We start from the raw sequence: 23407 nt of genomic DNA on the forward strand, positions 1-23407 counted from the left end.
GTCTCGGAAACCCGGTTTATTTGAGAGAAATTCGGCGAACGCGAACCGTTCCATCCACCACCGGGAAAACAATCCGCAGCTGTTTCATCGCGCCTTTGTATTCCGGATTGTCTGCCAGGGACACCCGATAGGTTCGCATTTCACCGTCGGCCGTCACCTGGAAAGGAATGTGAGCCGGTTTCGCCGGAGGAAACTGCTCCTGTTTTTTTTCTACAGCATCTTTGACGTCCGATTCAACCCACAGCAGAAAGTCGATTGTGTCTTCGGGGCCGAACGGCTGCACAACCGCTTCTGCATAGAAAACAGCGGCATTGGTTGAACCGCCGAATGCGGCTTCCAGTTCCAGTACCGCAGCAGCCTCAGCCTGCCAGAAAATTTCATCGGAAATCATCAAGCCGCGCGGCTTCTTTTTAAAGCTAATATTCAGACCGTCTCGCACCGGCCAGCCGCTGTCAGAAGCATGACGATATGACCACCCCTGCCGTGAATCATCAAACGTCCATACCAAAGAGGTGCGCGGCTGTTTCTGCGCAAAACCGCGGATTTCATCAAGAGAACCGACGATAATGTATGTGCGATAGGTCCAGTCGATATTGTGGTCCAGAACACGATCGGCGACCGGGGCAATGTAACCCGTCTGCACATCCTTCATTCCGCCGAACCCTTTTCTGGAACCGCCGCCGGCAAACCCTCCGAGCATCCGGGCGGTGTCCGGCTGATACAGGCCGACCCCGAAATTCTCCTCATTCAACAGCGCAGTCCAATGTTCCGGTGCATAGAATTTCGACCACGGCCAGCCTTTGCCGTCGTCTTTGCCGACAACCGTCGTAACCGGGGCTCCGGTAAACGGAGCGTCGCCCAGATAAGTGACCAGCCGGTACCACTCACCGTTTGTGTAAAGCGCGGGCATTTCCTGATTGCGGGCCGGATATTGAGTATGATCAGAGCGAGCGTTGATAATCCGGGATTCCATCAGAACCACGTTGTTTTCATGCAGCCGGTATGTCGCCTCAAACTCGCAGTCGCCGGGGAGGTTGATGTGCGGCCACTGCATTGGAATACAGCGCACCCGCATAAAATTCTTTCCCTTTTTAAACGCAATAACTTTCGATGGAATGCCGCCGGCGCTGCCGGCCTGAATCGGATTCCATCCAAGCCCGGCCCAGTTTTTAACGGGTTCCTCGCCGTTGGGTCCGATGAAAGGAATCGGACCGGAATAATAAGACTGCTGAATCTGACGGCCCCAGTCGAAACTGTTGATCATATTGCCGCTGTCGCAGGCCTTGTCCTCCAGATACGTCACCGCACCGCCGGCACTGAGATTAATTCCGATCTTCAGCCGGTCGTTTTCAAGATAGCGCATTGGATCTTTTCCAAAATCAAACCCGGAATTCTCCGCAGCTTCCAGGCCGAGGGCGAAAACAAAAGTCCAGAACCACAATATATACTGCTTCATACCGATCCTTTTATTGGTGTTGATAAATCCTCAGAGCTTCCGGCAAACGAGCGCGAAGCGCAGCCAACCGGGCCGCGTCCGGCGGGTGCGTCGAAAAAATGCTCGCGGCCGGATCTTCACCGGTGCGCTGCTGAGAAGCCCGCTCCCAGATGCGAATGGCCGCCCGCGGGTCATAACCGGCTTTTGCCATATACATCATGCCGACCGCGTCCGCCTCCATTTCGTTTTCGCGGGAATAGCGGGTCATCCAGATGCCGTTATAAAGGAACAGTCCTCCCGCCGCCACAATCTGGGCAAACTGCTCATAATCAGTATCTTTTGCGGCAATCACCCCGACCGTGGCCAGAATGTTCACCGGCAGAGAGCGCGTCATCGCCTCCGTGGAATGCCGAGCGTTGACGTGGGCGATCTCGTGCGCAATGACCGCGGCAATTTCATCGTCATCCTTCGTCAGCCCTTTTTCCGGATCCCAGAGCCCTTCATACACCATGATTTTACCGCCGGGCGCGGCCATGGCGTTGACGATATTGGTCTGGATCAGGCTGACTTCGTACGGAAGATCCGGCAAGTCAGATGCGGCCGAAATCCGGTTGACCATTCCCTGAAGCTGAGCCACACGGGCGCGATCTTCATTGATCGGCACGCCGCGGGCGCGCATTTCCTCCAGCGTCTGGTCATACACCTTTGAGCCAATGCCCACATCCTGATCAAGGGAATACATATTGCGCGTCTGCAACCCGGTCACAGGATCAATGGTTGAACACCCGACCAGCACCGCTGAAAAAATCAATCCGACAAACTGAAGGTTCTTTTTCATCACTTCGCGATTATATCAACAACGACTCATCCGGCGAGCCGAACTGCGACCCAAACTCTTACATATAGACCCAACCGAAATAAAAGGGAAATAAACATACCGATGATTTGAATCGTCTTGCAAAACAAAGTATCGTCAGTCTGCTTAAGTTTTAACGATTCGCAGTATTTTGCGGGACAACAGGGAGATGCATATGCCGTGGTATTATATGGAAGACGACCAGCAAATCGGGCCGATCTCTGATCAGGAGCTTCAACAGCGAATTGAATCGGGAGTCATCGGACCAACGACTCAGGTCAAAAACGAGACCATGGAAGACTGGATTAAAGCCAACCAGCTGCCCGATGAAGAAACCTCTTCTTTGACCACCTGCTCCATGTGTGGAAACAAATTTACGGATGACGAACTGATTCAGTTCGAAGGAGCCTCCGTATGCGCCAGTTGCAAACCCCAGTTTCTTCAGCAGATGAAAGAAAATGCCGAGATTTCCGGAGAACACATCTTTCATTATGCCGGGTTCTGGCGCCGTTTCGGGGCTGTTTTTATTGATGGACTAGTCATGTCTATCTTTAGCATTCCGGCAAATATCTTTTTCCAATATTCAATGCGCCGCATTGCTGAGGGCAACAAAAGTCCCTTTATTGCACTGGCTGTTATTGCATATTCATCAATGCTGATTATTCCGGCCATTTACATGATTTGGCTAAACGGAAAATATGGAGCAACGCTCGGCAAAAAAGCGCTGGGAATCAAAATTATCATGTCGGATGGAAAACCCATTTCCTATGGTCGCGCAATCGGACGATATTTTTCATACATGCTCAGCGGGTTAATCCTGAACATCGGCTATCTGATGGCTGCATTTGATGGAGAAAAACGGGCTTTGCACGATCATATCTGCAATACCCGCGTTGTTTACAAATGATCATGAATCGGTTTTCCGTCAAATGCCCAAAATGCAATCGGCCTCTGGCGGCGGAGTTTTACAACCAGAAATCTCCGCTGCGTTGCGAGGGGTGCCGAACCCGGCTGACGGTTCGCGCGTTTCCTGCGCTGTACCGGCAGGATTCCACACCGACCCACTCCGCCCCGGCACAACAGGAGGATGCCGCCTGTTTTTACCATCCCTCCAAAAAGGCGGAACAGATCTGCTCGGACTGCGGACGGTTTCTGTGCAGTCTTTGCGCACTGCCGGTCGGCGATAAAATCCTCTGCACGTCATGCCTGGAACGACAGCGCAAGGACGACAAGGGACACGAACATAAAGCCCGCAGAATGCGACACGACAAACTGGCGATGATGCTGGCAGGAGCGGCCCTGCTGATGCTCCTGTTTTCCTGGTTCTTTCCGGTGATCCCGGCAGTCCTGGCTCTCAGCAGTCTTTTTGTGGCAATCCGATACTGGAAAAACAAACCGGAGTTTTCTCCCGGCTATACATCGCGAATGGCTCTGGCACTCATTTTATCCATTCTCATTACTGCCAGCTCAATTGCAGCAACCATCTATTTCGTTGGGAAGTTCATCCGTGCGTAAGAAAAAAAACAGTCAGCCCGCATATCAAAAGCTGTCGCGTCGATGCGGCTCGCTGGCGACGTATCATCAAATCTGGTGCGGCGCAGACCATCTGCTGCTGATTCATGAGGCTGGTTGCGTTGAAGAATACAAGCGCTTTTATTTTCAAGACATTCAGGCTCTCGTTGTGGTTCGTTCGATGAGCTTCTATTTCTGGACCGCCGTTCTTCCCCTCTTGATGCTCCTTTTGCTGACCATCCCCGCATTTGCCACTCCCGGAAGTTTTCTGGAATGGTTCTCTTCCAGCCTGTACTGGATTGCCGGCTTTTTTGGAATCATCTGGCTGATTCACCTGCTTCAGGGCCCAACCTGCAAATGCTGGATCCAGACCGGCATCAATCGCGAGCCGCTGCCCATGTTTAAACGTATCCGGCAATCCAACCGCTTCTGGAAAAAAATTGAGCTTAAACTGATCGCGGCCCAGGGAAATTTTTCTCAGGATGAAATGAATCGAATCGGTGAAACGGAGACTCCGAAGTGAACGGGCTGCACCGGTCGAAATGCCTGAACCATCCCGATCGGGAAGCCGTCGCCTGCTGCCCTGAATGTAAGATTTTTTTCTGCCGGGAATGCGTAACGGAACATCACGGAAAACTCGTCTGCAAAACCTGCCTGACCTCTGCTGCATCTTCAGAACAAACAACATCTCTCAACGCTTTCCAGAAAATCATGAGCGGCACGGGGACCCTGTTTAAAATGGTGTTGAGCTTTTCAATCCTGTGGCTCACGGTATACGCCTTCGGGAGACTGCTGCTGCTGATTCCGGACTCGTTTCATTCCGGCGATATATGGGAGTCCTTTTGAAACGGCGCAGAACAACCGCAGAAGAGGAAAGCAGCTTTGACCTGGTCGAGCGTGCTTTTCATTTGCTGCGCACAACCCCCATTCATATCACAGCCCGATTCTATCTCGGCTCCATTCCCTTTGTGCTCGGACTGCTCTTCTTTCTGGTCGATATGGGATCAAACCCTTTTGCCGGCCAGTACTGTTCTGCATCCGCCTTCGGAATGGGACTGCTGTATATATGGATGCGCACATGGCAGTCGCTCTTCTGCCAGGGACTGAACTCCAAAGTAAAGAACAGCGACCCGTCGGATCTGAACCCAAGAACAGTTTGGCAGTTTTTTAAATTCCACCTGATTTATTCGTCATGGGCCGCCATCCTTCTTCCAGTGTCTGCAATTCTTGCGATTCCGTTCGGATGGGTTTATGCCTACTTTAACAATCTCTGCATGACCAACCCCTGCGGTTCTGACTTCAAAGAAAGCGCGGCCCGCGCACGTTCACTGTCTATGCTGTGGCCCAAGCAGAATCATTTACTGATTACACTGCTGTTTTCCTTCAGCATCGTCATCTTTATCAACATCGGCGCCGCTCTGGTTTATTTCCCCGGCCTGCTCAAGTCGCTGTGCGGCATTGAAAGCAGCTTTTCGAGAAGTTTCCACTGGATTTTCACTCCCACTTTTTTTGGAATTGCCTGTGGACTGACCTATCTGGCCATCGAACCGCTTGTCAAAGCGGCCTATGTTCTTCGCTGTCACACCTGCGAATCCATTCAAACCGGTGAAGACCTGCTGATTGAACTGAAACGCCTGCCGCCGGTACGACGGAGCGCGGTCTCCGCAACACTCGCACTGATGATCGTATGCTGCTCCGCAATTTTTTCGCCGCTTCGATCCGCACCTCTTTCCGATAATCCCCCGTCGGCAATCAATGTACCGGAACTCGATGCCGCCATTGATCACGTCATGAAAAGCCCGGAATTCACATGGCGGATGCCGAACATTCTCCCTGAAGATAAACAGGAAAACGGTTTTTTCGAACAGTTCTTCGCACCCATTCAGGAATGGCTCGAAAAAACAACCCGCTCATTCGTCAGACTGCTTGATCGGTTTTTCGAATGGATGAATGACTGGTTTAAACGTTCTCCGGACAGGCAGCACAAGGACTGGAACCTGAACCCTGCTCTGCTTAAAAACATATCTTTGATACTGCTGCTGATTCTCATCGGCATTCTTGCGGTCGTTCTGTTTCGAGTATTCCGCAACCGCTTCAATCCTCCGGAATCCATTCAGGAAGCTGTTCCGTCGACTGAAGTGGATATCGACGACGAAAATATCACAGCCACTTTGCTCGAAGAAGAGGAGTGGATTGAATTGGCCCGTCAACTCGTCGCCGCCGGAGAACTGCGCAAAGCCATGCGCGCATGGTTTCTTGCCGGAATCGCCTGCCTCGCCAGGCAGGAACTTCTACAGGTAAGGCAATCCAAATCGAATCTTGAATATCGACGGGAACTGATTCGACGCGCGCGCCGGCTCCCGGACCTGCCGCCCCTCTTTACAGAAAATATCGGTCTTTTTGAAAGAGCATGGTACGGACTGCACTCGGCATCCATGCAGGATCTGAATCAGCTGGAACAGAATACGGAAAGGATGCGCCGTGACGTTAAGGCGTAACATTTTCACAATACTGGTTGTAACCGCGTTGCTGCTCCTGCTGGGAGGCGGACTGACAAAGCTTTTCATGCTGCGCTTCAGCTCCGGTAACATGTACCCGCCGTACTCCTCTCTGCGTGCCGACCCGAAAGGTTGCCGCATCCTGTTTGAATCCCTGAAACGACTGCCCGGACTTTCGGTTGAGCGCACATTCGAATCTGTTGACCTGCCCGAAAAACCGGAAACCGGAATATTAATGCTCGGAGGAAAGAAAGGACAACTGCTGCACATCGCAGATCACGAGCTCCGTCCATTCCTTCTCAGCGGCGGCCGGGCAGTTCTTGCCTGCCGACCGGAGCCCCCGGACCACGAAGAGCCAACAGCCCCAAAAGATCTTACAGAAGAAAAAGAGTCCGAACCGACAGGAACTGAAGAGGAAAAACCACCGAAAGAACTGTCCGCAAATGACCGCTGGGGCATTCAGTTCTGTCGGTTCAATCGATCTGAACTGAAAGAAATGGAACAGCAGGAAACGGCTCTGCCGGAATCACCGGAACTGGATCCAGTTCCATGGAAATCCTCCGGTTGGTTTGATGAACTGAGCAGCGACTGGACCGTCATCTATCGCTTCCTCGACAAACCGGTCATCATCGAACGGAGCTGGGGAGAAGGATCCGTTGTCCTGATCGCCGATAGCTACCTGTTCAGCAACGAAGCCATGGTGACACAGCGCAGCACCGCAACACTCACCAGACTGATCGGCCCCGTCCGACACCTGCTGTTCGATGAAACCCATCTGGGAATTTCTTCACGGGAAAGTGTTATGATGCTGCTCAACCGCTATCACCTTCAGGGAGTTCTGGCTGCCTTGCTGGTTTTGGCAGGGCTCTTTCTCTGGCAGCAGTCCACCGGACTTATCCCTAAACAAACTCCCCGAAAACAGTCTGTCATTGACTCCGAAACGGCCACCGATTCCATGCAGGGCATGACCAACCTGCTCAAACGACATATTCCCCGAAAAAAACTGATGGAGACCCTGATCGCAGAATGGCGCTCTTCATTCAGGAACATACCGTCCATGCAGCACAGGAATGAACAGCTGGACAAAGAAATCCGTCAGGCAACGGAAAAAACGCACCCGGTCGATCTGTATAATCAGATCACAAAAACTTTTAATGAAAGGAAACACTCATGGCACACACACTCGAACAGCTTCAGGAAATCCTGACGAGGGCAAAACAGGAAACCGCCAAAGTCATCATCGGTCAGGACGATGTGATCGACAAAGCGTTGATCGCCGTAATTACGCGCAATCATGCCCTGATTGAAGGCGTACCGGGCGTTGCAAAAACATTACTGGTTCGCACGCTGGCCAAAGTGCTCGGCTGTGAATTCGGACGTATCCAGTTCACGCCGGACCTCATGCCCGCAGACATCACCGGCACGAACATCTTCAACATGAAAAACAATGAGTTCAATCTCATGAAAGGCCCGATTTTCACCACGTTTCTACTGGCGGATGAAATCAACAGAGCCCCGGCAAAAACCCAGTCCGCCCTGTTGCAGGCCATGCAGGAACGCTGCGTCACTATCGACTGCGAAACACATGCCCTTGCGGAGGACTTCACTGTTTTCGCCACCCAGAACCCGATCGAATACGAAGGAACGTATCCATTACCGGAAGCCCAGAAAGACCGTTTCATGCTCAAAATCACCATGGGCTGTCTCGATCAGGAAGAAGAAACAGAACTGGCCCGCCGCACTCTTGGGAGCGATGCTCCGGAACATATCCTGGCAGCCGGAGCTGTCGAAACCGTCATCGGCCCCGCAGAACTGACCGCATTTCGAGAGGTGTTGAGCGGGGTAACCGTGCGTGACGAAATGGTCGACTACGCCGTCAACATCATCCGCGCCACACGCACCAATGACTGCACAATGGTCGGTGCCGGACCGCGGGCGACACAGGCCCTCATTCTCGCCGCCCGGGCTCACGCCGCCATCCAGGGCCGGGACTTTGTCACTCCGGACGACATCAAAACTCTCGCCGAACCCGTCCTCTGCCTGCGCATAATCCTTCGCCCCGAATACGAAATCGAAGGAATGACTGTTGCAGAAACCATTCAGACAATCCTTCAGGAAATTACGGTACCGCGTTGATTGCTCCATCCAACAGACTGCTCTTCTGGACAGCTGCGGCCATCGTACCCTTTGCCGCAGTTGCGGCCTTTACGCCGTCGGCCCAGATCATCGGCCCGGCCATCGCCGCGCTGCTGTGTTTCATTGCAGTCTGCGACGCCGCACTCAGTGCCCGCAGTCTTACCCAACTGGAAATCGACGCCCCGGAAATCATCCGGCTGTCCAAGAATGTGGAAAATACGGTTGAACTGGAGGTCTGCAGCCCGATCCGCACCTTTAAAGCCGTCCGGTTCGGACTGATGCTCCCGGAAACCATTCAGGCCGTCTCAACCGACCTCTACACGGAGATTCCTCAGCCCGATCGTCGCTACCGTCTGCGCTGGCAGATCAGGCCGCAGGAATGCGGGAAATATCAGCTCCCGCTCTGCGGTATGGAAACCGCCTCCCGACTGGGCCTGTGGAAAGTCCGGCGGCGCGTACCCATTCAGGCAGAATTAAGAGTCTATCCCAACCTGCGCCGGGAACTTCGCAGCACAGCCGCCCTCTTTTTAAACCGTGGAGATTACGGAGGACACCTCTGGCGGCAGGTCAGCAAAGGCCGGGAATTTGAAAAACTGCGCGAGTATATTCCCGGAGACACCTACCGCGACATTCACTGGAAAACCACAGCCAAACGTCAGCACCCGGTTACGAAAGTCTATCAGATTGAACGGACTCAGGAGGTATACGTCATCATCGATTCCTCACGACTGAGCGCACGACGCATCACTCTGCCCGACACGGATGAAACCGTCACCCTGCTGGAGCGTTATGTCACCTCAGCACTGATGCTGGCGATGGCTGCGGAATCGCAGGGCGATCTCTTCGGCCTCATCGAATTCGGCTCAAAGCCGCATCTGTTCCTGAAAGCCGCCCGAGGGAAAACCCATTTTGACACCTGCCGAAACGCTCTCTACACACTGCTTCCGGAAGGATCCTCTCCGGACTTCAATGAGCTGATCTCTTTTATCCGAACCCGCCTGCGCAAACGCGCGCTGCTCGTTTTCCTGACCAGCCTTGATGACGCCGCCGAAGCCGAGCGCTTTAAAGAACATATTTCCCTGCTGAGCCGCCATCACCTGACGGTTGTCAATATGATGCGTCCGGAAGGAGCGGCACCTCTCTTCAGCGGAGATCCGACCCATTCACTGCCTGAGCTGTATGACCGGCTTGGCGGACACATTGCATGGCGCAGGCTCCACGAACTCGAAACACATCTGCAGACTTCCGGAGTGCAGTTCAACCTGCTCAGCAACGAACACCTCAGCGCCGACCTCGTCTCCCAATACATGAGCATCAAGCAGAGACAGCTGATATGATCATCAACCTCCAGAATTTCATTGAGCGCGAAAAGCCGGTCTGGGATGAACTCGACACCCTGCTTACCCGCATCAGCCGCGAACCGTTCGGAAGCTTTGAGCTCGAAGAACTCAAGCGCTTTCACTACCTCTCTGAACGAACCTCTGCCGATCTCGTGCAAATCCGGGACTTCGCCAATCAGAATGAACTCCAGGCCTATCTCGAATCTCTGGTATCCCGGTCTTTCAGCGAAATTCAGGAAAACCGGTCCAACAGCCTGCGGTTCAAACCACTGACCTGGTTTTTCAAAACCTTTCCGCAAACCTTCCGGCGGCATGCCCGCTGTTTCCACCTCGCAGTGGCCATTACCATCGGCGGCATGCTCTTCGGCGGAAGCGCCGTTGTATTCGACCCCTCCGCCAAAAGCGCTTTGATTCCGTTCCCCCACCTGGCACAGAGTCCTAGCCAGCGCGTTGCCGAAGAAGAAGCCAAACAAACCATCTCCATGGACGGCAAAGGCTCTTTTTCCGCATACCTGATGACCCATAATACCCGGGTCTCCATTTTTATTCTCGCCCTCGGCATCGGCTGGGGTATCGGGTCCATCGCACTGCTGTTCTATAACGGCGTCATCCTCGGCGCGGTCATTGCAGACTATGTTGTTGCCGGGCAAAGCGTTTTCCTTGCCGGCTGGCTGCTGCCGCACGGCAGCATCGAAATTCCGGCGATCCTGATCGCCGGTCAGGGCGGACTTCTGCTCGCCCGAGCCATGATCGGCTGGGGAAATCAGCTGCCGATCCGGCAGCGGCTTCAAAGCATTCTGCCGAACCTTGTCTCCTTGATCGGCGGCACAGCCTGCCTGCTGGTCTGGGCCGGAATTGTTGAATCCTTCCTTTCTCAGGACCATGAACCGGCACTGCCCTATGCCGTAAAAATCGCAGTCGGACTGATTGAGCTCGTTCTGCTCGCAGTCTTCCTGAAATTCAGTGGACGCAAAAAGGAGGTCCATCATCAGCTCTGACATGCACAGCATAAATATTCGCACACCGGAAGGAGTGATTTTCTCTCTCAATCTCGCCGGACCGGTTGTGCGCATGCTGGCCCTGCTGGTCGATATGGCAGCCATCATCACAGTCACTTCTGTCATCCGAAGTGTACTGGGTCTGGCGTTCATCATTAACCCCGATTTCGGTACCGCACTCTTTCTGATCCTCTACTTTGCAGTCACCGTCGGCTATGGAATCTTCTTCGAATGGCTCTGGAACGGACAAACCCTCGGCAAACGCCTGCTTCGTCTGCGGGTTGCCGACGAAAACGGCCACCGGCTTCTGTTCAGTCAGATCGCCGTACGAAACCTTCTGCGCTTTGTCGACTCCCTGCCGGTTTTCTATCTTGTCGGCGGCATTGCCACCCTGCTGAACCGGCGCGCCCAGCGGCTGGGAGACCTCGCTGCCGGAACCGTCGTCGTGCGGCAGCCGCGCGTCGGCATGCCGGACGTCGAACAGATCGGGGAGACCAAATACAATTCGTTCAGCGACTATCCGTTTCTGGAAGCCCGGCTTCGTTCTCTGGTTTCACCCAAAGAAGCTTCACTGGCGCTCTCCGCACTTTTGCGACGCAATGAACTGGACGATAATTCGCGGCTTACCGTGTTTCAGGAACTGGCCGGCCGCTTCAAACAGATCGTCATATTTCCGCCTGAAATCACTGACGATATCTCCGACGAGCAGTTCGTTCGAAATGCCGTCTGCAGCCTCTATCGTCTGAACACTCAACAATCCTGACTGGATTAAAAATTGGTTTCAATCATCGGACGATAAACCAGTTCATGCACAACCACGTCTTCAGGTGCATTGATGCACTGAACGATCATCTGTGCGGCAGATTCCGGCTTCAAATAGTCGGGACGGTTTTCCGGACGGAAATCCGTATCCGTGCCGCCGGGATAAACACCGGTCACTTTCACATTCACCTGCTGCGCTTCCTTAATCAGGCACAACGTAAATCCATGCATGGCATATTTGAGCGAACAGTAGGTGGAATAGTTCGGCGCACTGGTCCGTGCAATGGTGCTGACCACATTCAAAATGTGCCCGGTTTTTCGAGCGCCCATATCCTTGAGTGCCTCTCGGCAGAGCAGATACGGAGCGCGCAGATTGACCGCATACGACACATCCAGGTCTTCCACCGGCACATCCACGACCGGAGTCTTGCCGGGATTCAGCCCCGCGTTGTTAATCAGCACGTCCACCTGCCCCAATGCAGCGCGCGCGGTTTCATACATTGAAAGGACCGAAGAGGAATCAGACAGATCGCAAGTTTCACCCAGACAGCCGGTGTCCTTTTTTAATTGATCGAGCAAGTGCCGGTCGCGGCCGGTTGCAAACACCGAAAAGCCCTGTTCGCGAAGCTGCTTCACAGCCTCGCGCCCGATCCCGCGCGTCGCCCCGCTCACTAAAACCGTACGACCCATCAGACCATCTCCGGAACATCGAGTGAATCAAACTGCGAAAGGAACGCCTGCATACGTGCAGCAATCTTCGCAACGCCGCCGGCTTCTTCGCTCTCAATATTGAGCGGCAGAACCGGATCGTGCAGCGATTTGCGCAGCAGCGCCCATCCGTTGCCGGCGGAGGCATCGACGGTCACATGTACTCCTTCAAAATTATTCGGCGTGGCGTTCCAGCCCGGCTCATCCGCCACAAACTGCTCAAATGCTTTCAGCACATCGTCGCCATACGGGCCGAAATCTTCGGTGGTAATCTTGGCACGGTACTCCTTGGCTTCGGCCGGTTCCGGCAGACCGTCAACCAGCGTATCCACCCCGCCCTTGCCTTCGCCGTGCAACTGCGCGGTTTTGATCAGAATTTTTGCAATCTGATAAGCGCCGTCGTCGAGGAAGTAGTTTTCCTTCAGCGCGCCGTGGCCGGAGGTTTCCATCGCCAGCCAGGACTCCCTGTCCTCGCCGTTGAGGCGAATGGATTCGTTGATCACGTTTTTATAGCCGCGTTTGAAACGGTGATGAACACCGCCGAGTTTTTCTTCGATCCAGTATTTGAGACCGGTTGAGGTCACCGAGTCGGTCACAATGACGGTTCCCGGATGCTCTTCGAGCACGATGGTGGACATCAGCGCGATAAAGCGGTTGCGGTTGATCGGCTTGCCGTTTTTATCAACCGCGCCGGCGCGATCGACATCCGTGTCAAAAATAATGCCGAGATCCGCCTTGTTGTTTTCGACGGCGGAAATGATGGCGTCCATCGCCTCCGGCTCTTCCGGATTCGGAATGTGGTTCGGGAAACTTCCGTCCGGATCGAGGAACTGGCTTCCGGTGGTATCCGCGCCAAGCGGCTTGAGTACTTTATCGACGAAATATCCGCCCGCTCCGTTGCCGGCATCGACCACGATTTTCAACCCGGCCAGCGGCGTGTCGCCCTGCCCCGCACCTTTCCGAATATTGGAAACGAGAGATGCAGCGTAGTCGTCCATCAGCTCGATTTTCCGAACTTTGGAAAGTTCGACCTCATCGAATGTTCCGGTTTCGGTCGCGGTGGTCAGAATCGCTTTGATATCCGCTTTTTCGAGACCGCCGTCGCGGGTGAAAAATTTGAGCCCGTTGCGGTTGAACGGCAGGTGGCTGGCGGTCAGCATAATGGAGCCGTCGTAGGCGTGATTGTCAAACACGGTTGCCATAAACATCGCCGGAGTGGAAGAAAGGCCGCTGTCGGCGATTTCGGAGCAGCCTGCTTTTTCCACCCCCTGAAAAACCGCGGTTTTGACCATCTCAGCGGAAAGACGAGAATCGTGACCGACTGCGATTTTGAGCTCCGAAACCGGCTTGCCCTTTTTCTCCGCGAGCCACTGAGCAAAGGCGTATCCGATCGGGCGGACAATTTCCGGCGTCAGATTGACAGCCTCGCCTTCGACTCCCTCAAGCGCTACGCCGCGCACATCACTTCCGTTCTGCAGTTTAAACCATGTTTGATCCATTTTTTTCTCCAGTTAAAAGATAGTGCAGACGAATAAACACCAAATCTGACGAATTTCCAAGCACACGAACCCAATCTCTATTCGCGCAGAAAAAAAATACCGCCAAAGATTAAGATCCGTCTATCCGGATTTTAGGATATACCGATTGCCAAAGCCGAGCAAAGCTGTTAGCTTTCCCCGCATGAAACTCAAAGAACGAATCCAATCCAGACCGCTGCTACTCGATGGCGCCCAGGGAACCTTTCTCCAAAACTGCGATATCACCCCGGAACAGTGGGGCGATGTCGAAGGCTGCAACGAATGGCTCAACCTCTCAGCCCCCGACGTCATTCGCGGACTGCACCGCGCCTATTTTGAAGCCGGCTCCGACGCTGTGGAAACCAACACCTTCGGCGCATCACCAATCACGCTCGGCGAATACAACCTCTCCGACCGCGCTTATGAAATCAACAAAGCCGCCGCCGCTCTCGCCCGCGAGGTGGCCGACGAATTCTCGACCGATGAGCAGCCGCGCTACATCATCGGCTCCATTGGTCCCGGCACCAAACTGCCGTCTTTGGGACACATTACTTTCGACGAACTGCTGGCCGCATATAAAATCCAGATTCAGGGACTGGTCGACGGTGGGGTCGACGGACTGATCATCGAAACCTGCCAGGATCCGCTGCAGATCAAGGCAGCGCTGTCGGCGGCGGACGATATCCTCGGGCCGGACAGCGATATCGTGCGCTACGTTTCCGTCACCATTGAAACCACCGGCACGCTGCTGGTCGGAACCAGCCCGGCGGCAGCCGCTGCCATTCTTGCCCCCTACCCGATTGACGTCCTCGGCCTCAACTGCGCCACGGGGCCGGACGCCATGAAACACCATCTTGACACCTTTAACGAACTGTGGCCCGCACAGCTCGCCTGTATGCCCAACGCCGGAATGCCCGAAGCACGGGCAGACGGCTCCGTTCACTATCCGCTCCAGCCCGAAGAGTTCGCGGAAAAAGTCGGCGCTCTCGCACGGGAACACGGTCTCTCCATCGTCGGCGGCTGCTGCGGCACCACGCCCAGACACATTGCCGAATTGAGAAAGCAATTTTCCAACGATTGGAACAATGAAGGGGTGGAGGCTCAGCCTCCTTCCAACGGTTGGAAAATCCGCGAACCGGCCCCAGCCCCGCAACAGGCAGCCAGTCTCTTTTCCGCTGTGGAGCTGACACAGGAGCCCGCGCCGCTCTATATCGGCGAACGCGCCAATGCCACCGGCTCTCGAAAATTCCGCGACACCCTGCTCTCCAATGACTATGAAAACGCCTTCCACATACTGACCGAACAGGAAGAAACCGGTGCGCACGTACTCGACCTCAGCTGCGGCTATGCCGGACGCGATGAACGCAAAGACATCGAGGTGCTCGTTCCGCGTATGGCGCGTGAATGCACTGCACCGATGATGATCGATTCCACCTCCGCCGACGTCATTGAAGACGCACTGAAATGCTACGGCGGCCGGGCCATGATCAACTCCATCAACTTTGAAGACGGCGGAGAGCGCGCCGAGCGCGTCGTTCCGCTGGCGAAACGATTCGGGGCATCACTGGTCGGCCTGACCATCGATGAAAAGGGAATGGCGATGAATGCGGATGAAAAGTTCGCGATCGCCAAACAACTGGTCGAGTTCTGCGTTGAGCGAGGACTTCGCGCCGAGGATCTGCTGATCGACCCGCTGACGTTTACGATCTGCAGCGGTGACGATACGCTGCGCGATGCCGCGTTCCAAACCCTGGAAGCCATCCGCCGGATCAAAGCCGAGCTGCCGGGCGTACGTACCATGCTGGGATTGTCCAACATTTCGTTCGGCCTCAAGCCGGCGCTGCGCAAAGTGCTGAATGCGGTCTTTCTGCATCAGGCGGTCGAAGCCGGCATGGACGCATGCATTATCAACGTCGCCGCCATCGTACCGCTCAACGAAATTCCGGACGAGCTGCGCAAAGGTGCCGAGGCGCTGCTGGCGAACGATACCTCCAACGGCGACCCGCTCGAAAACTACATCAACCTGTTTGAAAATGTGGTTGAGGAATCGGAGACTTCCATTGAAGAGCGCCCGGCGGACGAAGTACTGCGCGACGCCATTATTCGCGGGAAAATTCCGTGGCTTGAACCGGCAGTCCCCGATCTGCTCAAGGAACAGGCTGCTGAAGATATTCTGAACAACATCATGCTCCCGGCCATGAAAGAGGTCGGCCGCCTCTTTAATGACGGGATCATGCAGCTGCCGTTCGTACTGAAAAGCGCGGAAGTTATGAAACGGGCGGTGGATATGATCAAACCGTTCATGACAACTACCGAAGCAGACGAAACCGTACCGCTGGTCGTTCTGGCGACCGTGGCCGGTGATGTGCACGACATCGGCAAAAACCTGGTTGGGATCATTCTCTCCAACAATGGTTTTGATACGGTCGACATCGGCATCAAAGTGCCGATCGAGCAAATGATGCAGGCGGTCAAAGACCATAACGCCGCCGCACTCGGCATGAGCGGGCTGCTGGTGAAATCCACCGCCGTGATGGCTGAAAACATGAAGGTTCTCGAACAGGCCGGGTTCAAAACCCCGGTCCTGCTCGGCGGAGCCGCGCTGTCCGAAAAATTTGTTCACGAAGCCTGCCGTCCACACTATTCCGGAGAGGTACTCTACTGCAAAGATGCTTTTGCCGGACTGGCCGCCCTGCAGACATTCAAGGACACCGGCCGCCTGCCGGAATATGTTGAGCCGACCCGTGATGGACTCGGCTGTGAAGTTCCAGACTCTGGACACGAAGAGGAAGAACAGTCCGAACCGATCGCTCAGGATGTGCCGGTTCCCGATGTAGAACTCGACACGTGGATCACAACAGATATCGACCTCGATGAAATCTGGAAGTATCTCGACCTCGATGGTCTGATCAAAGGGGCATGGGGCTATAAAAAAGGCGGATTGTCCGACGAGGAATATCAGAAACTTCTCGATGAAGAGGTGTATCCAAACCTTGAAAAAATGCAGGAGCTGGCCCGCGAGATCTTCGAACCGAAAACCGTTCACGGCTTTTTCAAATGCCGCTCAGAAGGCGATCATTTCTACCTGACCAACCCGCAAACCGGCGAAGAGATCCCGACGACCTTTCCGCGCCAGAACAAAGCGCCTCATCACTGTCTGGCCGACTTTTTCCGTCCGGATGGAGACGTCTGCGCACTGACAGCCGTCACAATCGGACACAAGGTGATGGAAAAAGAACAGGAACTGCGGGATGCCGATTGTTATCAGGACTACCTGCTTTTCCACGGGCTGGCCATCATGACCGCCGAAGCCCTCAACGAATATATGCACAAACAGGTGCGCCTTCAGTGGGGATCGGATGAAGGTGATCTGCCGCTAAGAGAAATCTGGAAACAAAAGCTCGACCAAAGCCGTTTCGGGTTCGGCTATGCCGCCTGCCCTGATCTCGAGATGAATAAAGTCGTCTGTGATCTGCTCGACACCGAGCGCATCAATCTGCGAACGACCGAGCTGTTTATGTGCGACCCGGAGGTTTCCACCCTTGCTCTGGTGACCCACCATCCGCAGTCGTATTATTTTAATTTGTAGAACCAGCCGGGTTTATCCCCGGACGGCTTTAATAAATTTTTTGACTTTGCGGATGTTTTTGACACCGGGTTCCTTCTCGACGCCGGAGCTGACATCCACGCCCCACGGATGAACGACATCAATTGCCTCGGCAACATTGTCCGCATTCAGGCCGCCGGCCAGCATCACCGGCCGGCCCAGCGTTTCTTTCATTTCAACCGCCCGGTCCCAGCTGCTGAGTTTGCCGGTACCGCCGACCGTATTGGGATCAAAGGAATCCGCAAGCAGAACTGACGGCTCAGGATCAACCACTTTAAGCAGATTCTCGGTAACGCCCTCGCTCATGCGCGGCGAAAGCCATATTTCCAGGCCATGGAACAGCGGACGGTCAATTTTCCAATCATTGGAAACCAAATGGATTTGAATGACGTCGAGCTCACACGTGCGGGCGATAGACTCAACCGTATCGGCCGGCGGCTCCACAAACACACCAACCTTTTTTATGGTTTCCGGAATTGCCGGGAGCCACGTAGCCACCTGCTCCGGACGCACATAGCGCCCGGCGTTCGGCCAAAAGATAAAACCGATGGCATCCGGCCCTAATGCACAAATCTGCTCCAGATCTTTTCTGGAGCAGATTCCGCAGATTTTAATAAATACGCTCATGCAGCGAATTATCCTTCGGAGCTTTCCTCCGCCATTTCTTCGGCGAGCTCTTCGGCAAGTTCTTCAGCGGCATCAAAGGCCATTTCGCGGCGGACTTCGCTGTCGTTGTTGAACAACGGGTTCTGGCCGTCAGCCCACGCAATGCGGACATCGTCGATACCGACAAATCCGAAAGCCGCGCTCACCTGGCGGGCGAGAGCATCGCGCTCGTCGTCCTCTTTGTAAACTCCACCGGAAGCGACCAGCAGAACGAGCGATTTGATTTTGTGGATCGGCTTCGGTCCTTCTTCGTTGAGCTCGAAGGTAAGGCCCGGAGAAAGAACCTGGTCGATCCATGCTTTCATGACTGCCGGAGCCGAGAAATTCCACATCGGCATGGTGAGAACCAGCACATCGGCGGCGTTGAACAGTTCCGCCTGTTTGGTTGCATAGTGCGCGGCAGCTTCCTCTGCTTTGGACGACTCGTAGACCGGATCGAGGACCGGATTCCACATACGGCGGAACAGGTCATTGGAGTAGTACGGAGGTTTCTCCTGATAAAGATCAACATTGTTGAGCTCCACATCAGGGTTCATCTCCATCAGCTTACCGAAAAACCGGGCAGCAAGCTGTTTAGAAACGGACTGCTCGGTCGGCTTCGGATTTGCGCAAACATGCAAAATATTCATCAGAGGGTACTCCTTGTTTTTTTCATCAGCAAATAATGTAAGATAGACTTTAACAACAGAACGAGTCGAGCAACAAGCGTTTCTCTTTGCCGAAGTCGAAAAGCCGCCCGGCTCCGGCTTCTCCTTGCTTTGCGAAGGCCGATCAACTACCCTTTTCCCTTCATTTTTTCAACTGTTCAACAAGGAGGCTCCCTAATGAAGCAGGACTACAGCAACTATTTTGAAAACACACCCGACGCAAACGGCAATTTCGGAGAATACGGCGGAGCGTTCCTTCCTCCGCAGCTGGAAGGGCCGATGAAAGAAATCCACGACGCCTACCTGAAAATCAGCAGATCGGCTGATTTCATCAACGAATTGCGCTCCATCCGCAAACACTACCAGGGCCGCCCGACCCCCACCTACCACGCCAAACGCCTCTCCGAACTCGCCGGCGGCGCGGAAATCTACCTCAAACGCGAAGACCTCAATCACACCGGCGCCCACAAGCTCAACCACTGCATGGGCGAAGCCCTGCTCGCCAAATACATGGGCAAAAAGAAACTCATCGCCGAAACCGGCGCCGGTCAGCACGGCGTGGCCCTCGCCACCGCCGCAGCCTACTTCGGCCTCGAATGCGAAATCCATATGGGCGAAGTTGATATTGCTAAAGAGCACCCCAACGTCGTGCGCATGAAACTGCTTGGCTGCACTGTTGTTCCGGTCACTCACGGACTCAAAACCCTCAAAGAAGCCGTCGACAGCGCCTTCGACGCCTACCTCGCCGACCCCGAAAACTCCATCTACTGCATCGGCTCCGTCGTCGGCCCGCACCCATTCCCGATGATGGTGCGCGACTTCCAGAAGATTGTCGGCATCGAGGCCCGCGAACAGTTCCAGGAAATGACCGGCAACCTGCCGGATCTCGTCACCGCCTGCGTCGGCGGAGGATCCAACGCCATGGGAATCTTCTCCGCGTTCCTGAACGATCCGTGCGAAATCTGGGGCGTTGAACCGCTGGGGCGCGGCCCGGGGACCGGCGAGCACGCAGCCACAATGACCTACGGTATGCCCGGCATCATCCACGGTTTCAAATGCTACATGCTGCAAGACGAACAGGGCGAACCCGCCCCCGTCTACTCCATCGCCTCCGGCCTCGACTACCCCGGCACCGGTCCGGAGCACTGCCACCTCAAAGACGAAGGCCGCGTGCAGTACACCACCGCCGACGACAAGGAATGCCTCGATGCCTTCTACAAACTCTGCCGCTACGAAGGTATTATTCCGGCACTCGAAAGCTCACACGCCGTGGCCTTCGCTATGAAGAAAGCCAAAGAGATGGGCTCCGGATCCATCCTCGTCAACCTCTCCGGCCGCGGGGATAAAGACATCGACTTCATCGCCGACAATTACGGATTCGGCGAGGAAGGCTGAGCCTTCACCCACCCTTTCCAAACATTGGAAACTCAATTGGTCGCCGGAACTTCCGGCGGCCAAAAGCTGGGAAAAAGGTCCTGAATTTCCAAAGGTTGGAAAAGAAAGCCGGATGGAGGCTCAGCCTCCTTCCAAACCCTGAAAAATCTGACCGCCGCATCAGCGGCGCTTGCGGGGGCCGCCCTGCCCGCGGCCGCCTTTGCGGGGTTTATCCTTAAACTTATCGAAGGGTTTTCCATCTGATGGAGAACCTTTTCGTTTCGGCTTATTGGGACGGGACTTTGTGTTGCCTGCCATCGCGACACTGACCTGACGGCCCTCACAGTCGACATAACTTTTGGTAAAACTGTCGATCACATCCATGGCATCGCCGCGCGGCACCTCAAAATAGGACTGCATTTTTACAATATTGATCCGACCGATCTCGATGCTTTTGTCGCGATCGGCCACATTGACCATCGCCATCAGTTTTTTCGGCGTAACCCCGTTGACTTTCCCGACGTTCATGACGAGCTCAACCATGCCGGCAGTCATCTGCCGCGGCTCGTGGTTTTCACGCTTCTCACGACCCGACTCGCGCGGTCCGTCTTTTCTGCGGGGTTCGCTCTGCCGTTCCGAAGGCTGCACATTGAGATCCGGCGCATCGCGATAGAACAGAAGCATGCGGTGCATATCGATCGAGACAAAGCGTTTGATCAGCTCTTCTTTGGAGAGGTCGGCCAGCATAGCGGTAAGTTCTTCAAGATAGTTATCGATCAAGCCGGGCCCGCCCGTCCAGTCGCGGACGCGTTCAGCCATCGCCATGAGGCGCACCCGGGCAATCTCCTCGCCGGTCGGGACCGGTTTCTGCGTAAACTTTTTACCGAGCGCTTTCTGCAATCGGTTGATCTTATGGTGCTCACGCATGTGAATGATCGAAACAGAAATCCCTTCTTTCCCGGCGCGGCCGGTGCGTCCGCTGCGATGAGTGTAGGCGGCGAGATCATCGGGAAGATTATAATTGATGACGTGAGTCAGATCATTCACGTCCAGTCCGCGCGCGGCGACATCGGTGGCCACGAGAATCTGGACGTGGTGGTCCCGGAATTTTTTCATAACGCTGTCGCGCTGCATCTGGGTCAGATCGCCGTGGAGCGGCTCGGCGCTGTAGCCGTCTTTGCGGAGATGATCCGAAACCTGCTGGGTCTCCATCCGGGTGCGGCAGAAGACAATGCCGTACATGCGGGGGTAAAAGTCGACGATGCGGCGCAAAGCGCGATAACGGTCTTTGGCATGCACCACATAATAGTCGTGGCTGACATTTTCGGCCCCGGCGTTGCGCGAACCGACCGTGATTTCGTGCGGATCCTCCATATAGTTGCGGGCGATTTTGGCTACCTCTTTAGGCATGGTGGCCGAAAACAGGAGCGTCTGCGCGATATCATTCACGGAAGACAGAATCGCCTCGATGTCTTCCTCAAAGCCCATGTTGAGCATTTCGTCAGCTTCGTCGAGTACGACGCGTTCAATAAAGGAAAAGTCCGCGCGCTTGCGGCGCAGGATATCGAGCATACGACCGGGAGTGGCCACGATAATTTGAACGCCGGCGCTCAATGCGTCGAGCTGACGACGGATATCCGCGCCGCCATAGACTGCCAGCACCTTCACCTCCGGCATACAGGAGGCAAAACTCTGCAGGTCGCGCGCAATCTGCATGCACAGCTCGCGGGTCGGACAGAGAATCAGCGCCTGCGGCGCACAGTGCGTCAAATCCAGCTGTTCGAGAATCGGCAGGCCGAAAGCGGCGGTTTTGCCCGTGCCGGTTTGCGCCAGCGCAACCACATCATCATCGTTATCCAGAAGATACGGAATTACCTCGCCCTGGACAGGCGTCGGTGTTTCAAAGCCGAGTTTTTCGATACCGGCGAGCAGTTCGGGGCTGAGCCCCAAGTCGGAGAATTTCATAAGTTAACCCAATGTTTTGTTGCAGGAACCCAAAATACCGATCTTCATCCTGCACTAAACACCGGGGCCTCAAAAACTGAGTGCGGCGGGAACATGGGGGCAAACCCGCCAAAGATCAACCCAAATCCCGGAATAAATCCTTGCCGACAAAAAGGCCGCTTAGTATATTTGCCGCTTCTTTCGGGGCGGTAGCTCAGTTGGTAGAGCGCCACGTTCGCAATGTGGAGGTCGAGGGTTCGATCCCCTTTCGCTCCACCACCTTATCCCCGTCTTCGATAGAAAGATTAAAGTGCCGCCGTTTGGAGTTTGCCATCCGGACGGCATTTTCCATATTGTATTTTTCTACGTACGGGCGAGTGGCGGAATTGGTAGACGCGCTGGATTTAGGATCCAGTTCCTTCGGAGTGCGGGTTCGAGTCCCGCTTCGCCCATTCAGTTAAAGGGGAAAACAACATGATGCCGCAACACGGAGGCGTGCCGAACTTCAGCCTGAAAATTCCCGGGCCGATCAAGGTTCTGCTTATTCTGGAGCTGACCATCGGCACCCTGCTGACCCTGTCCTTTCACCTGTATGCCGACTCCGGCGATCTGGCGGCAGCGAACCGCACCAAACTCTCTCTGATCGTCACAATCTTACTGGCGTTTTTTATCTTTCTGGTCGGCACCGGCCGCTGGTGGCACCCCCACCTGTGGCGACATGGCAACAGCCAAAAACAGCATCGCCACCGCACCCGGAACAACCGGCACCGCACCCGGAACAGACGTTAAGCTTTTTCATTGCGCCGAACGACGGAGCGCAGTAGATTGATAGTTTGTCTGATGGACGCGTAGCTCAGTTGGTAGAGCAGCTGACTCTTAATCAGCGGGTCCAGGGTTCGAGCCCCTGCGCGTCTACCACCACAAACCATTGCAAACAAATGACTTAACTACAATTTTACTTGATTGTTTTGCAGAATTAACTGGTTGCATTTTAGGCGTAAAGCCCCGAAAAAAACATACTCAGCGTTGCATTTTGGTTGCATCGCCTCCCTCCCACTACTAATCACTGTATTTTTCTCTCAAGCTCTCGAAGTCTTGATGCAGACCATTAGACACCTGCGGAGAAGTATCGACCGTAAGAATCCTTCGATTGCCAAAAAATCCGGGATACTCAAACACTATTCGGCACCCTGTAACCGTTTGTTTAACCGGATTACCATTCCTTCTTATACTGTCTGACTTAAACCAACTGCACCCGCTGTAACATAAGAGCCCCCACGATGACGTGGTATACGGGGGAACGACCACAAAGCTGTGCGTTGCAGCGCCTGATACGGTGCATTCCATATCTGAAACATGCATGGGGGATATGGTTGTATGAGACCCCGAGACTTTAGACAGGTCATC

20 protein-coding genes and 3 tRNA genes are annotated in these 23407 nt (G+C 54.5%); 16 read left to right on the forward strand and 7 right to left on the reverse strand.

Translation table 11 applies throughout. The annotated features are described in order from the left end of the window. Positions 1-16: 16 nt before the first annotated feature. On the reverse strand, positions 17-1456 hold the full coding sequence (locus GT409_RS02635; protein ID WP_160626679.1) for a hypothetical protein: 1440 nt from the start codon (positions 1454-1456) through the stop codon (positions 17-19). 10 nt (positions 1457-1466) lie between these two features. Continuing rightward, positions 1467-2273: a M48 family metallopeptidase gene (locus tag GT409_RS02640; protein ID WP_160626681.1), complete on the reverse strand. Its 807-nt coding sequence runs from the start codon at positions 2271-2273 to the stop codon at positions 1467-1469. Positions 2274-2466: 193 nt separating this feature from the next. On the opposite strand from GT409_RS02640, the gene GT409_RS02645 reads away from it, so the two are divergent. The 10 genes from GT409_RS02645 to GT409_RS02690 are packed head-to-tail and all read left to right on the forward strand — an operon-like array spanning position 2467 to position 11538. Next, the gene (locus tag GT409_RS02645; protein ID WP_160626683.1) at positions 2467-3198 is read left to right on the forward strand and encodes an RDD family protein; all 732 of its coding nucleotides are present in this window, start codon (positions 2467-2469) and stop codon (positions 3196-3198) included. A gap of 2 nt (positions 3199-3200) precedes the next feature. Further along, positions 3201-3806 carry a hypothetical protein gene (locus GT409_RS02650; RefSeq protein WP_160626685.1) on the forward strand — a complete coding sequence of 202 codons (606 nt, stop codon included), beginning with the start codon at positions 3201-3203 and terminating at the stop codon, positions 3804-3806. Further along, entirely contained in the window at positions 3799-4326 is a 528-nt protein-coding gene (locus GT409_RS02655) for a hypothetical protein (RefSeq protein WP_160626687.1), read from the forward strand. Before GT409_RS02650 ends, GT409_RS02655 begins: the two co-directional genes overlap by 8 nt. Beyond that, the gene (locus tag GT409_RS02660) at positions 4323-4649 is read left to right on the forward strand and encodes a hypothetical protein (RefSeq protein ID WP_160626689.1); all 327 of its coding nucleotides are present in this window, start codon (positions 4323-4325) and stop codon (positions 4647-4649) included. The genes GT409_RS02655 and GT409_RS02660 overlap by 4 nt, the downstream gene beginning before the upstream one ends. Continuing rightward, a complete protein-coding gene (locus GT409_RS02665) occupies positions 4646-6301 on the forward strand; it encodes a DUF4129 domain-containing protein (RefSeq protein WP_160626691.1) in 1656 nt (551 codons plus the stop codon). Before GT409_RS02660 ends, GT409_RS02665 begins: the two co-directional genes overlap by 4 nt. Continuing rightward, a complete protein-coding gene (locus GT409_RS02670; protein WP_160626693.1) occupies positions 6285-7508 on the forward strand; it encodes a DUF4350 domain-containing protein in 1224 nt (407 codons plus the stop codon). The genes GT409_RS02665 and GT409_RS02670 overlap by 17 nt, the downstream gene beginning before the upstream one ends. Continuing rightward, a complete protein-coding gene (locus tag GT409_RS02675) occupies positions 7472-8437 on the forward strand; it encodes an AAA family ATPase (protein WP_160626695.1) in 966 nt (321 codons plus the stop codon). Before GT409_RS02670 ends, GT409_RS02675 begins: the two co-directional genes overlap by 37 nt. Beyond that, entirely contained in the window at positions 8434-9774 is a 1341-nt protein-coding gene (locus GT409_RS02680) for a DUF58 domain-containing protein (RefSeq protein WP_160626696.1), read from the forward strand. Before GT409_RS02675 ends, GT409_RS02680 begins: the two co-directional genes overlap by 4 nt. After that, the gene (locus GT409_RS02685; protein WP_160626698.1) at positions 9771-10775 is read left to right on the forward strand and encodes a stage II sporulation protein M; all 1005 of its coding nucleotides are present in this window, start codon (positions 9771-9773) and stop codon (positions 10773-10775) included. Before GT409_RS02680 ends, GT409_RS02685 begins: the two co-directional genes overlap by 4 nt. Position 10776: 1 nt before the next feature. Continuing rightward, entirely contained in the window at positions 10777-11538 is a 762-nt protein-coding gene (locus GT409_RS02690; RefSeq protein WP_160626700.1) for an RDD family protein, read from the forward strand. Between the two features lie 5 nt (positions 11539-11543). On the opposite strand, the gene GT409_RS02695 is transcribed toward GT409_RS02690, so the two are convergent. After that, positions 11544-12227 carry an SDR family oxidoreductase gene (locus GT409_RS02695; RefSeq protein ID WP_160626702.1) on the reverse strand — a complete coding sequence of 228 codons (684 nt, stop codon included), beginning with the start codon at positions 12225-12227 and terminating at the stop codon, positions 11544-11546. Further along, positions 12227-13744: a phosphohexomutase domain-containing protein gene (locus GT409_RS02700; RefSeq protein WP_160626704.1), complete on the reverse strand. Its 1518-nt coding sequence runs from the start codon at positions 13742-13744 to the stop codon at positions 12227-12229. Before GT409_RS02700 ends, GT409_RS02695 begins: the two co-directional genes overlap by 1 nt. A gap of 181 nt (positions 13745-13925) precedes the next feature. On the opposite strand from GT409_RS02700, the gene metH reads away from it, so the two are divergent. Next, complete coding sequence (metH, locus tag GT409_RS02705) at positions 13926-17351, forward strand: methionine synthase (protein WP_160626706.1); 3426 nt, start codon at positions 13926-13928, stop codon at positions 17349-17351. A 12-nt stretch (positions 17352-17363) separates the two neighbouring features. Here the strand turns inward: metH and GT409_RS02710 are convergent, their stop codons facing one another. Further along, the gene (locus tag GT409_RS02710; protein ID WP_160626708.1) at positions 17364-17996 is read right to left on the reverse strand and encodes a phosphoribosylanthranilate isomerase; all 633 of its coding nucleotides are present in this window, start codon (positions 17994-17996) and stop codon (positions 17364-17366) included. A gap of 8 nt (positions 17997-18004) precedes the next feature. Beyond that, complete coding sequence (locus tag GT409_RS02715) at positions 18005-18664, reverse strand: FMN-dependent NADH-azoreductase (protein ID WP_160626710.1); 660 nt, start codon at positions 18662-18664, stop codon at positions 18005-18007. Positions 18665-18859: 195 nt separating this feature from the next. Here GT409_RS02715 and trpB point away from each other — a divergent pair, with 195 nt between their 5' ends. Beyond that, entirely contained in the window at positions 18860-20077 is a 1218-nt protein-coding gene (trpB, locus tag GT409_RS02720) for a tryptophan synthase subunit beta (RefSeq protein ID WP_160626712.1), read from the forward strand. A 159-nt stretch (positions 20078-20236) separates the two neighbouring features. On the opposite strand, the gene GT409_RS02725 is transcribed toward trpB, so the two are convergent. Then, positions 20237-22021 (reverse strand): DEAD/DEAH box helicase, encoded by a 1785-nt coding sequence (locus GT409_RS02725; RefSeq protein WP_160626714.1) that lies wholly within the window; start codon positions 22019-22021, stop codon positions 20237-20239. A 182-nt stretch (positions 22022-22203) separates the two neighbouring features. Here GT409_RS02725 and GT409_RS02730 point away from each other — a divergent pair. The 4 genes from GT409_RS02730 (at position 22204) to GT409_RS02745 (ending at position 22918) form a co-directional block, all read left to right on the forward strand. Further along, positions 22204-22279: transfer RNA gene (locus GT409_RS02730), tRNA-Ala, on the forward strand. Positions 22280-22371: 92 nt separating this feature from the next. Beyond that, positions 22372-22452 (forward strand) — tRNA-Leu (locus GT409_RS02735). A gap of 22 nt (positions 22453-22474) precedes the next feature. Beyond that, positions 22475-22789 carry a hypothetical protein gene (locus tag GT409_RS02740; protein ID WP_160626716.1) on the forward strand — a complete coding sequence of 105 codons (315 nt, stop codon included), beginning with the start codon at positions 22475-22477 and terminating at the stop codon, positions 22787-22789. A 53-nt stretch (positions 22790-22842) separates the two neighbouring features. Further along, a tRNA-Lys gene (locus tag GT409_RS02745) sits at positions 22843-22918 on the forward strand. Positions 22919-23407 lie beyond the last annotated feature (489 nt).

This window comes from Tichowtungia aerotolerans, from assembly GCF_009905215.1.
Taxonomy (GTDB): Bacteria; Verrucomicrobiota; Kiritimatiellia; order Kiritimatiellales; family Tichowtungiaceae; genus Tichowtungia; species Tichowtungia aerotolerans.

Excerpts from the sequence above, each read along its gene's own strand:
- GT409_RS02635 (WP_160626679.1), bottom strand. The coding sequence starts at position 1,456 with ATGAAGCAGTATATATTGTGGTTCTGGACTTTTGTTTTCGCCCTCGGC.
- GT409_RS02640 (WP_160626681.1), bottom strand. The coding sequence starts at position 2,273 with ATGAAAAAGAACCTTCAGTTTGTCGGATTGATTTTTTCAGCGGTGCTG.
- GT409_RS02645 (WP_160626683.1), top strand. The coding sequence starts at position 2,467 with ATGCCGTGGTATTATATGGAAGACGACCAGCAAATCGGGCCGATCTCT.
- GT409_RS02650 (WP_160626685.1), top strand. The coding sequence starts at position 3,201 with ATGAATCGGTTTTCCGTCAAATGCCCAAAATGCAATCGGCCTCTGGCG.
- GT409_RS02675 (WP_160626695.1), top strand. The coding sequence starts at position 7,472 with ATGGCACACACACTCGAACAGCTTCAGGAAATCCTGACGAGGGCAAAA.
- GT409_RS02685 (WP_160626698.1), top strand. The coding sequence starts at position 9,771 with ATGATCATCAACCTCCAGAATTTCATTGAGCGCGAAAAGCCGGTCTGG.
- GT409_RS02690 (WP_160626700.1), top strand. The coding sequence starts at position 10,777 with ATGCACAGCATAAATATTCGCACACCGGAAGGAGTGATTTTCTCTCTC.
- GT409_RS02695 (WP_160626702.1), bottom strand. The coding sequence starts at position 12,227 with ATGGGTCGTACGGTTTTAGTGAGCGGGGCGACGCGCGGGATCGGGCGC.
- GT409_RS02700 (WP_160626704.1), bottom strand. The coding sequence starts at position 13,744 with ATGGATCAAACATGGTTTAAACTGCAGAACGGAAGTGATGTGCGCGGC.
- metH (WP_160626706.1), top strand. The coding sequence starts at position 13,926 with ATGAAACTCAAAGAACGAATCCAATCCAGACCGCTGCTACTCGATGGC.
- GT409_RS02710 (WP_160626708.1), bottom strand. The coding sequence starts at position 17,996 with ATGAGCGTATTTATTAAAATCTGCGGAATCTGCTCCAGAAAAGATCTG.
- GT409_RS02715 (WP_160626710.1), bottom strand. The coding sequence starts at position 18,664 with ATGAATATTTTGCATGTTTGCGCAAATCCGAAGCCGACCGAGCAGTCC.
- trpB (WP_160626712.1), top strand. The coding sequence starts at position 18,860 with ATGAAGCAGGACTACAGCAACTATTTTGAAAACACACCCGACGCAAAC.
- GT409_RS02725 (WP_160626714.1), bottom strand. The coding sequence starts at position 22,021 with ATGAAATTCTCCGACTTGGGGCTCAGCCCCGAACTGCTCGCCGGTATC.
- GT409_RS02740 (WP_160626716.1), top strand. The coding sequence starts at position 22,475 with ATGATGCCGCAACACGGAGGCGTGCCGAACTTCAGCCTGAAAATTCCC.